Genomic DNA, 10,986 nt, shown 5'->3' with positions numbered 1-10,986 from the left:
GGGTGGGATGGGCGAGGTCTGGCGTGCGAGAGACGAGTCACTGGGCCGGCACGTCGCCGTGAAGTGCCTCAATCCCCTGAACACGCAGCACGACCAGGCCTTCACGCGGGTCCTGCGGGAGAGGTTCCGCCGCGAGGCCCGTGTGGCCGCCGCACTTCAGCACCGCGGAGTGACCGTCGTCCACGATTTCGGGGAGGCCGAAGGGGTGCTCTACCTCGTCATGGAGCTCCTGGAGGGCCGTAATCTCAGCCAGCTCCTGGAGGACAACAAGCAGCACCCGCTGCCCGTCGACGACATCGTCGAGATCGCCGACCAGGCCGCCGCCGCCCTCGCGTACACCCACCAGCAGGGCATCGTGCACCGCGACCTGAAGCCCGCGAACATCATGCGGCTCACCGAAGGCACGGTGAAGATCTGCGACTTCGGCATAGCGCGCCTCGGCCACGACATCGGCTTCACCTCGCGCCTCACCGGCACCGGCATCGCCATGGGCACCCCGCACTACATGTCGCCGGAGCAGATCGGCGGCGACCAGGTCGACCACCGCAGCGACCTGTACTCGTTCGGGTGCGTGCTGTACGAGATCGCCACCGGCGTACCGCCGTTCGACCTCGACGACGCGTGGGCGGTCCTCGTCGGCCACCGCGACACCCCGCCGGAGCCGCCGCGCAGCCACCGCTCCGAACTGCCCGGGTACGTGGAGCGGATCATCCTGGACCTGCTCGCCAAGCAGCCGGGAGAACGACCGCAGGACGCCCGGGAGCTGGGGCGCAGGATCCATGAGGGCCGCACGGCGTCCTTCCGCGTCCCGACGGCCGTGTCGCGCCCCGTCACGTCCTCGGCTCAGGCGCACCTGGTCGCGCCGTCGGCCCCGCCGCGCCCCGAGCAGCCCCTGTCCCGCGAGCCCCGCCTGCCGTCCTGGACCCGGGGTATGACCACGGGCCACAAGGCGGCGGGCAGAGGACTGCGCACCACCCCGCCGGACGCCTCGGCGGGCCTCACCGGCGACTGGATCGTCCGCCCCGCCACGGGCCGTGCCGAGGAACCCGTCCGCACCGAACGCCCCACCCCGCCACCGGAAGTCGTCACCGCCCTGGCCGGCCGGCACAACGCGGGCCTCAGCCTGGGCCGCCTCGGCCGCTGGACGGAGGCGGGCGAGGTGCACCGCGCGGTCGCCGCCGAACGCGAGCACGTCCTCGGTCCCGACCACCCCGACACCCTCGCCAGCCGTTACGAGGTCGGCTTCACCCTCAGCCGCACCGGCCGCCCCGCCGACGCCCTGCGCGAGTACACGCACGTCGCCCGGATCCGGGAGCGGGCGCTCGGCCCCGACCACCCCGACACGCTCACCGTCCGGCAGGAAACGGCGTACGTGCTCGGCCAGTTGGGCCGGCACTTCGAGGCCCACCAGGCGTACGCCTCCGTCCTCGCGGCGCGCGAGCACGTCATGGGGCCCGATCACCCCGACACGCTTCGCTGCCGCCACAACCTCGCCTTCAACCTGAGCCGGCTGGGGCGCCTGGAGGAGTCGTACGAGATGGCCTCCGACGTGGCCCTCGCCCGCGCCCGGGTGCTCGGCCCGAACCACCCCGACACCCTCGTCACCCGGTACGAGGTCGCCTACCTGCTCGGCCAGCTGGGGCGCTGGCCGGAGGCCCTGCGCATGTACCAGGAGGTCGCCGAGTCCCGCGCCCAGGCCCTCGGCCCCGACCACCCGGACACCCTCGCCAGCCGCTACGAGGTCGGCATCAGCCTCGGCCGGCTCGGCCGCAGCGCCGACGCGCTCACGCTCTACCGGGCCCTCGTCGACGACCGGACCCGCGTACACGGCCCCGCCCACCCCGAGACCCTGCGGGCCCGCCACGGCCTCGGCGTCAACCTCGGCCGGCTCGGCCGCTGGGAGGAGGCCCTCGCCGAGTCCCGCGACGTGTCCGCCATCCGCGAGCGCGTCCTCGGTCCCGACCACCCGGACACCCTGGTCAGCCGCCGTGAGGTCGCCGTCGGCCTGGGCTGGCTCGGCCGCTGGCCCGACGCCCTCACCGAGTACCGGCGGGTGGCCGACGCCCGCGAGCGCGTCCTCGGCGCCGCCCACCCCGACGCCCTCGCCAGCCGCAACGACGAGGCCCACTGCCTGGAGCAGCTGGGACGCGGCACGGAGGCGGTGGAGCTGTACCGCAGAGTGGCGGCGCTGCGACAGCAGCCCTGAGGGACGGTCCGGCAGGGCACCGGGGTTCCCGGCAGTCGCTGGGCCACCTGCCCCGTCCCTCTGGCCGGTCCGGATCGCCGCGTGTTACCAAGGGCCATGCCAGTACACAGAGCCATGCCAGTACATGAGGAATCCGTACCTGAGGAATCCGTGCGTGTGGAATCCGTCCGTGGGGGACGCCGGTCGTACGACGCCGTGATCGTCGGCGGCGGCCACAACGGGCTGGTCGCCGCCGCCTACCTCGCCCGCGCCGGTCGGTCGGTGCTCGTGCTGGAGCGGCTGGCGACCACCGGGGGCGCCGCCGTGTCCACGCGGCCGTTCGCCGGGGTCGACGCGCGGCTGTCGCGTTACTCGTACCTGATCAGCCTGCTGCCCCGGAAGATCGTCCGCGACCTCGGCCTGGACTTCAGGGTCCGCGGGCGCACGATCTCCTCGTACACGCCCGTGGAACGCGACGGGCGCCCCACCGGACTCCTCGTGGGCGGTGGTGAGCGGCGCACGCGGGAGGCGTTCGCGCGGCTGACCGGCTCGGACCGCGAGTACGAGGCCTGGCAGCGCTTCTACGACATGACGGGCCGAGTCGCCCAGCGGGTCTTCCCCACCCTGACGGAGCCCCTGCCCACCCGCGACGCGCTGCGCGCCCGCGTCGACGACGAGGGCGCCTGGCGGGCGCTCTTCGAAGAGCCGATCGGCGTGGCCATCGAGGAGCGCTTCACCGACGACCTGGTCCGCGGCGTCGTCCTCACCGACGCCCTGATCGGCACCTTCGCCGACGCCCACGACCCCGCCCTGTCACAGAACCGCTGCTTCCTTTACCACGTGATCGGCGGCGGAACGGGCGCCTGGGACGTACCCGTCGGCGGCATGGGCGCCCTCACCGACGCGCTGGCCACGGCCGCGAGGAACGCGGGTGCCGTGCTCGCCACGGGGCACGAGGCGGTGCGGATCGAGACCGACGGGCGGGCCGCCGAGGTCACGTACCGCACGGCGGACGCGGAGGGCGTGGTCGCCGCCCGCCATGTCCTGGTGAACGCCTCCCCCCAGGAACTGGCCGCCCTCATCGGGGACGAGCCGCCCACTCCCGCCGAGGGAGCGCAGCTCAAGGTCAACATGCTGCTCACCCGGCTGCCAGCGCTGCGCGACACATCGGTCGACCCGCGCGACGCCTTCGCCGGGACCTTCCACATCGCCGAGGGCTACGAGCAACTGGCGATCGCGCACGCCGAGGCGGCGGCCGGTACGCTGCCCGCGGCCCCGCCCTCGGAGATCTACTGCCACTCCCTCACCGACCCGACCATCCTCGGCCCCGGCCTGGTCGAACAGGGCTTCCAGACGCTCACCCTCTTCGGCCTGCACACCCCTGCCCGGCTCTTCGCGCACGACAACGACTCCGTGCGCGAGGAACTGCTGAAGTCGACCCTCGCCCAGCTCGACGCGCACCTCGCCGAACCGATCACCGACTGCCTGGCCACCGACGCCGACGGCCGCCCGTGCATCGAGGCCAAGACCCCGCTCGACCTGGAGCACGGCCTGCGGCTGCCGGGCGGCAACATCTTCCACCGCGAGCTCTCCTGGCCCTACGCCCAGGACGGCACCGGCCGCTGGGGTGTGGAGACCCGACACCCGAACGTCCTGCTGTGCGGCGCGGGCGCGGTGCGCGGCGGCGGAGTCAGCGGGGTGCCCGGCCACAACGCGGCGATGGCGGTACTGGAAGACCAGGGCGCCGCCGTGGCGGGCCGGGATCCGTCGCCATAAATCTGACGGGGCATCAGGAAACCCCTTCCTTCGTCCGGAGGACTGCGGCATCCTGCGCCCATGCAGACGGAGCTGAGCAAGACACTCGGAGTCGAGCACGCCGTCTTCGGCTTCACGCCGTTCCCCGCCGTCGCCGCGGCCATCAGCCGGGCCGGCGGCTTCGGGGTGCTCGGCGCGGTCCGCTACACGGCCCCCGACGAACTCAAACGTGACCTCGACTGGATCGAGGCCCATGTCGACGGCCGACCGTACGGCCTGGACGTCGTCATGCCGGCCAAGAAGGTGGAAGGCGTCACCGAGGCCGACGTCGAGGCGATGATCCCGGAGAGCCACCGGCAGTTCGTCAAGGACACCCTCACCCGGTACGGCGTGCCCGAACTCGCCGAGGGCGAGACCTCCGGGTGGCGCATCACCGGCTGGATGGAGCAGGTCGCCCGCACCCAGCTCGACGTCGCCTTCGACTACCCGATCAAGCTGCTCGCCAACGCGCTCGGCTCACCGCCCACCGACGTCATCGACCGCGCCCACGAGCAGGACGTACTCGTCGCCGCGCTCGCGGGCAGCGCCCGGCACGCCCGCAAGCACGCGGACGCGGGCATCGATGTCGTCGTCGCGCAGGGCTACGAGGCCGGCGGCCACACCGGAGAGATCGCCTCCATGGTGCTCACCCCTGAAGTCGTGGACGCCGTCGACCCGTTGCCCGTCCTGGCCGCCGGCGGTATCGGCAGCGGCCGGCAGGTGGCGGCAGCACTCGCTCTCGGCGCCCAGGGTGTGTGGCTGGGCTCCATATGGCTGACCACCACCGAGGCCGAGCTCCCCTCACCCAGGCTGATCGAGAAGCTGTTCGCCGCCGGATCGGGCGACACCGTCCGCTCCCGCGCGCTCACCGGAAAGCCCGCGCGCCAGCTCCGTACCGAATGGACCGACGCCTGGGACGACCCCGAGGGGCCGGGCGCCCTCCCCATGCCGCTGCAGGGCCTGCTGGTCGCCGAGGCCGTCTCCCGCATCCAGAAGTACGAGGTGGAGCCGCTCCTCGGCACCCCGGTCGGGCAGATCGTCGGCCGGATGAACAGCGAGCGCAGCGTCCAGGCGGTCTTCGACGACCTCACGCGCGGCTTCGAGAAGGCCGTCGACCGCGTCAACCGGATCGCCGGAAGGAGCACCGAACAGTGAGCCAAGCCCCCCACGGCTTCTGGGCCCAGGCCACCGCGGACCCGGACCGCACCGTCATCGTCGCGCCCGACGGCGAGGAGTGGACCGCCGGACGCCTCCACGCGGACGCCAACCGCCTCGTCCACGGGCTGCGCGCGGCCGGACTGGAACGCGGCGACGCCTTCGCGGTCGTGCTCCCGAACGGCGTGGAGTTCTTCACCGCGTACCTGGCCGCCAGCCAGGCCGGCTTCTACCTCGTCCCCGTCAACCACCACTTCGTGGGCCCCGAGATCGCCTGGATCGTGTCCGACTCGGGCGCCAAGGTGCTGATCGCGCACGAGAGGTTCGCCGAGGCCGCGCACCACGCCGCCGACGAGGCCGGGCTGCCCGGCAGCCACCGGTACGCGGTCGGCACGGTCGAGGGCTTCCGCCCGTACGGCGAACTCCTCGACGGACAGCCGGAGTCGGCGCCCTTGGACCGCACTCTCGGCTGGGTCATGAACTACACCTCGGGCACGACCGGCCGCCCGCGCGGCATCCGGCGCCCGCTGCCCGGCAGGCTCCCCGAGGAGTCGTACCTCGGCGGCTTCCTCGCCATCTTCGGCATCCAGCCGTACGACGACAACGTCCACCTCGTCTGCTCGCCGCTCTACCACACGGCGGTCCTGCAGTTCGCGGGCGCGTCCCTGCACATCGGGCACCGGCTGGTGCTGATGGACAAGTGGACACCGGAGGAAATGCTCCGTCTCATCGACACCCACCGGTGCACGCACACCCATATGGTCCCCACACAGTTCCACCGCCTCCTGGCCCTGCCGGACCACATCAGGCAGTCGTACGACGTGTCGTCCATGCGGCACGCCATCCACGGTGCCGCCCCCTGCCCGGACCATGTGAAGCGGGCCATGATCGAGTGGTGGGGCCACAGCGTCGAGGAGTACTACGCGGCCAGCGAGGGAGGCGGTGCCTTCGCCACCGCCGAGGACTGGCTGAAGAAGCCCGGCACCGTCGGCAAGGCCTGGCCCATCAGTGAGCTCGCCGTCTTCGATGACGACGGCAACCAACTGCCGCCCGGTGAACTCGGCACCGTCTACATGAAGATGAGCACCGGTGGATTCTCGTACCACAAGGACGAGACCAAGACGAAGAAGAACCGCATCGGCGACCTCTTCACCGTCGGCGACCTCGGCTACCTCGACGAGGACGGTTTCCTCTTCCTCCGTGACCGGAAGATCGACCTGATCATCTCCGGAGGCGTCAACATCTACCCGGCCGAGATCGAGGCCGCCCTGCTCACCCACCCCGCCGTCGCCGACGCGGCCGCGTTCGGCATCCCGCACGACGACTGGGGCGAGGAGGTGAAGGCCGTGGTCGAGCCCGCCCCGGGATTCCTGCCCGGCCCGACGCTCGCTGAGGAGATCCTGAACCACTGCGCGCGCGGGCTCGCCGGATACAAGCGCCCCAAGAGCGTCGACTTCATCGAGGCAATGCCCCGCGACCCCAACGGCAAGCTCTACAAACGACGGCTTCGCGAGCCGTACTGGGAGGGACGGGCCAGGACGGTGTGACAGTCGCCTTGGCGCCGGCCGATGTGCGGAGCCCGGCCCGGGGGAGTGGGAAGAGTGTGGTGCCGCCACGGGCAGCGGCACCACACTCCCGCACTTCAGCGCGCTTCACACGACTCAGCGCTGTTCGCTCACCCGGACCACTCTGAGCTTCGGCGAGTTCAGGATGTCCTTCTCGCAGAACCGCGACGTCACCCACCGCTCACCGGAGAACAGCCGCGTCTGGTCGCTGTAGTGCGGCGAGTTCGGGTTCGACGACTGGGAGTACGTCAGGAGGGTGCGTGCCACCGGGCAGCGGCTGCCGTCCCAGCCGACCGCCTGGAGGTGGCTGGAGCCGAACGGCACCTCCGTATAGCCACCGCCGGCCGCGTTCCACGTGGGCTCAAGGACGTTCCACACCCCGGCCCTCCCCGAGCCGCCGGGCACCGGGACGCGCTTGCCGCCACGGACGACGAACTGGTGCGCGCCGAGCTTCGCGTCCAAGGGGATGCCCGCGGCCCGCAGTTCCGCCACCGCGTCGGCGAGGGCCGTGGCGAATTCGGGTGCGCCCGTGTTCAGTGTGTTCGGCGTACGTACCGGGTCCGCCGCCGAGAACCGCACCTTCCACAGCCGGTCGGCGGGCAGCTTCCGCCAGAACCGGTCGAAGAGCAGCGCTCCCCGGCTGCCGGTGTCCATGGTGCGGTCCCAGGCCTTGATCACCCCGCACGCCCCCGACACGTCCACGGCCTTGCCGTCGCTGCCCGTCGCCGTACCGCCGGGCAGCGCGGCACACGCCCGCGCCACGTCCTCGGCGGCGAGGTCACCCGCGGGTACCCGGTTGGCGAACTGCTGCCGTTGCAGGTCACCTACGGTCAGATCCCCCCGCTCGGCCATCGCCGCCACGTCCTCGATGCCGCCGCGGGTGCGCAGACCGAGCTCGGTGCCCACCGTGCCGAAGATCCGCTCGTACCCGGTGATCGGCCGGTCGGCGTTGGTCATCCAGGCGGTGCCGTTCGAGTTCTCCACGTACGGCGCGTCCTTGAGCGTCGGCATCCTCGACGGCCCGAAGATGCCCGGCCGTACGGCGTCGGGGTCGCTGCCGAGGGCGCAGTCGCCGCGCGAGCCGTCGAGGATCGCGATCCCGGACGCCGGATACGTCGTCCTGCCGAGCGCCGTCGAGCAGCGCTCCGCCAGCTCGTCGGTGATTCGGGGAACCACCTGCGACTGGGTGTAGAGGGAGTGCCCCGCGCGGTCGGCGGCGATCGTGTTCACCCAGGGGATGCCCTGGTGCCGGGCGAGGGACTTCAGCACGTCGTCCGTGCTGCGCGCCTTGCTGAAGCCGAGTGAGGTGTCCGCGAAGCGCAGGTTCGCCGCGTTGGGGTCGTACAGGGCGTACGCGTTCGTGGTGGTCCACGGCAGCGGGACCTGGGGGCTCAGGGAGGTGACGACAGGGCCGTAGCGGGTCCACCACTGGGTGCGGGTCACCGGCGTGCCGTCCTTGACGGGCACCGTCACGCTCCGTTTCGTCATGCGTTCCGGCTTTCCGTCCACGAGGTACGTCGTCGGATCGGCCGGATCCAGCGTCAGCTGGTGGAAGTTGGCCGGAATGCCGGTCGAGACGGTGTGGCTCCAGGCCACGTTCGCGTTGAACCCGATGGAGATCGTCGGAATGCCGAGCAGCGTGCCGCCCGAGACGTTCAGCTCACCGGGGATCGTCTGCTGCGACTGCCAGAACCGGCGCGCTCCCTGCCAGGGATAGTGGGGGTTTCCCAGCAGCAGCCCGCGCCCGTTCGCCGTCGTGTCGCCGCGGAAGGCGACCGCGTTCGAGCCCATGTCGCCGGTGCCCCACAGTTCGCGCGCCGCGCCGGCGACAGCCTTCGCGACAGGCGCGCGCGAGGCCGCCGAGCCGCCGGCGGTGGTGGCGGCGGATCCGGAGGGCGGCTGCGCGGTCGTGATGGTGTCCACGAAGCGTCCCTCGCCCGAGATCGCGGCGACGGCGTAGCCGCGGACGGCCACGTCGAGTTCGGTGACCGGCCGGACCCAGGAGGCGCCCGCGCACGCGGGGTCCGTGATCTTGTTCTGCTTCAGCCAGGCGTTGTAGCCCGCCGCCCAGCCGCGCATCATGTCCCGGACCTCGCGGCTCGGTCCCACCGGGGCGGGTTCGGCCAGCAGCTTCTCCACGGTGCGGCTCTCGCGGACACCCCGGAAGTACAGGTCGCTGGTCAGGTTCGTACCGGCCGCCGAGAGTTCGCCGTCGGCGGCCGCGTCGGCGCCGAAGTGCCGCGAGCGCTCGCCGCGCAGGGTCACGAAGCCCTCGGCGAGCGTGCACACCTCGTCGGCGGCCTGCGCCCAGCCGGTGCCGAAGCCAAGGTTCGTGTAGTCGTCCGCCACGATGTGCGGTATGCCGTACTCGGTGTAGCGGATGTCGGCGGACAGGCCGCCGTGGGACGGGCGTTGCCCGTGTGCCGACTCGTCCGCGGCGGCCGAGGGCAGGATGGCCGATGCCGTGAACAGGGCGACAGCCGAGACGACGAACTGTCTCAGACGGGTGCGCATGATGCCTCCCAATGTCGTTGAGAACAGGGACGGTTGAGCGTTCCGTGGTGTCCAGCGGTTGTTGCTGTCTGCGATCTTCCTTGAAGGGGACTCAGCATCCCCTGGCCGAAGTTGAGCCACTTCAGGCCATGCGCGCGGCGCGCTTGACCCTGCTCCTGCGGCGCAACGAGGATCACGCCAAGGCAAGCGGGACGAAGGAGCAGGGCATGACGGTGGCGGCCGGTCGCAGCGTGACGGTGGACGGGGTGCTGCGGCGCAGCGCCCGGCGGACCCCGGCCCGCGTCGCGGTCCACTACGGCGAGCGGTCCTGGACGTATGCGGCGCTGGAGGACGCCGTCTCCCGTGCCGCCCAGGTGCTGCGCGACACCGGGCTCGCCCCGGGCGACCGCGTCGGCGCCTACGGCCACAACTCGGACGCGTACCTGATCGCCTTCCTGGCCTGCGCCCGCGCCGGGCTGGTCCACGTCCCCGTCAACCACAGCCTGACCGGCGACGACCTGACGTACATCCTCGACCAGTCCGGCAGCACACTCGTCCTCACCGACCCGCACCTGGCGGACCGCCTTCCCGGCTCCGTCCGCACCCTGGCGCTGCGCGACACCGACGACTCACTGCTCGCACGGCTCGACACCACCGCCCCGTACGACGGGGAGGAGCCGCGCGCCGGGGACGTCACACAGTTGCTGTACACCTCGGGCACCACTGCGCTCCCCAAGGGCGCGATGATGACGCACCGGGCGCTCGTGCACGAGTACCTCAGCGCGATCGCCGCCCTCGACCTCCAGGCGGGCGACCGGCCCGTGCACGCGCTCCCGCTGTACCACTCGGCGCAGATGCACGTCTTCCTGCTGCCGTACCTGGCGGTGGGCGCCGAGAACGTCATCCTCGACGCACCGGACGGCGACACGCTCTTCGACCTGATCGAGACCGGCCGCGCGGACAGCGTGTTCGCCCCGCCCACCGTGTGGATCGGTCTGTCCCACCGCCCCGACTTCGCCACCCGCGACCTGAGCGGACTGCGCAAGGCGTACTACGGGGCGTCGATCATGCCGGTGCCCGTTCTGGAGCGGCTGAAGGAGCGGCTGCCCAAGCTGGCCTTCTACAACTGCTTCGGGCAGAGCGAGATCGGCCCTCTGGCCATGGTTCTCGGGCCGTACGAACACAAGGGGCGGATGGACTCCTGCGGACGGCCCGTGCTGTTCGTCGAGGCGCGGGTCGTCGACGAGTCCGGCCAGGACGTGCCCGACGGGGAGCAGGGCGAGATCGTCTACGAGTCGCCGCAGTTGTGCGAGGGCTACTGGGAGAAGCCGGACGAGACGGCCGAGGCCTTCCGTGACGGCTGGTTCCACTCCGGGGACCTCGCCGTGCGCGACGCCGAGGGGTTCTTCACGATCGTCGACCGGGTGAAGGACGTCATCAACTCCGGTGGTGTACTGGTCGCCTCACGCCAGGTCGAGGACGCCCTCTACACGCACGATCAGGTCGCCGAGGTCGCGGTGATCGGCCTCCCCGACGACAAGTGGATCGAGGCCGTGACCGCCGTGGTCGTCCCCCGCGGCGAGGTGACGGAGGACGACCTCCTGGCCCACGCCCGCGAGAAACTCCCCGGCTTCAAGGCCCCCAAGAGGGTCCTGTTCGTGGACGAACTCCCGCGCAACGCGAGCGGAAAGATCTTGAAGCGAGAGCTGCGGGACCGGTTCGCGGAGGAGCGGGGCTCGAATGTGCGGTGACGGCGACGCTGGGGGTGCGGGGTGACGTTGGAGGGAGCGGGGC

General features: G+C 71.7%; 6 protein-coding genes. 5 read left to right on the top strand and 1 reads right to left on the bottom strand.

From position 1 onward, the window contains the following. The 4 genes from FPZ41_RS08205 to FPZ41_RS08190 all read left to right on the top strand — a co-directional run. Positions 1–2,206: serine/threonine-protein kinase (locus FPZ41_RS08205; RefSeq protein WP_152860541.1), on the top strand; the 2,206-nt coding region annotated here is incomplete at its 5' end. 114 nt (positions 2,207–2,320) lie between these two features. Next, entirely contained in the window at positions 2,321–3,961 is a 1,641-nt protein-coding gene (locus tag FPZ41_RS08200; RefSeq protein WP_152860539.1) for a phytoene desaturase family protein, read from the top strand. Positions 3,962–4,021: 60 nt separating this feature from the next. Next, positions 4,022–5,134 carry an NAD(P)H-dependent flavin oxidoreductase gene (locus FPZ41_RS08195; RefSeq protein WP_152860537.1) on the top strand — a complete coding sequence of 371 codons (1,113 nt, stop codon included), beginning with the start codon at positions 4,022–4,024 and terminating at the stop codon, positions 5,132–5,134. Next, positions 5,131–6,681 carry an acyl-CoA synthetase gene (locus tag FPZ41_RS08190; RefSeq protein WP_322619956.1) on the top strand — a complete coding sequence of 517 codons (1,551 nt, stop codon included), beginning with the start codon at positions 5,131–5,133 and terminating at the stop codon, positions 6,679–6,681. The genes FPZ41_RS08195 and FPZ41_RS08190 overlap by 4 nt, the downstream gene beginning before the upstream one ends. A gap of 114 nt (positions 6,682–6,795) precedes the next feature. On the opposite strand, the gene FPZ41_RS08185 is transcribed toward FPZ41_RS08190, so the two are convergent. Then, complete coding sequence (locus tag FPZ41_RS08185; protein WP_152860535.1) at positions 6,796–9,213, bottom strand: penicillin acylase family protein; 2,418 nt, start codon at positions 9,211–9,213, stop codon at positions 6,796–6,798. Positions 9,214–9,419: 206 nt separating this feature from the next. Between FPZ41_RS08185 and FPZ41_RS08180 the strand changes: the two genes are divergently transcribed. After that, a complete protein-coding gene (locus FPZ41_RS08180; protein WP_152860563.1) occupies positions 9,420–10,943 on the top strand; it encodes an acyl-CoA synthetase in 1,524 nt (507 codons plus the stop codon). Positions 10,944–10,986 lie beyond the last annotated feature (43 nt).

This window comes from Streptomyces acidicola, assembly GCF_009377235.1.
GTDB lineage: Bacteria > Actinomycetota > Actinomycetes > Streptomycetales > Streptomycetaceae > Streptomyces > Streptomyces acidicola.
Note: the sequence above shows the minus strand (reverse complement) of the source record. Positions and strands in the feature narration are given on the sequence as shown.

Coding starts and splice junctions, on each gene's coding strand:
- FPZ41_RS08200 (WP_152860539.1), top strand. CDS start 2,321: ATGCCAGTACATGAGGAATCCGTACCTGAGGAATCCGTGCGTGTGGAA.
- FPZ41_RS08195 (WP_152860537.1), top strand. CDS start 4,022: ATGCAGACGGAGCTGAGCAAGACACTCGGAGTCGAGCACGCCGTCTTC.
- FPZ41_RS08185 (WP_152860535.1), bottom strand. CDS start 9,213: ATGCGCACCCGTCTGAGACAGTTCGTCGTCTCGGCTGTCGCCCTGTTC.
- FPZ41_RS08180 (WP_152860563.1), top strand. CDS start 9,420: ATGACGGTGGCGGCCGGTCGCAGCGTGACGGTGGACGGGGTGCTGCGG.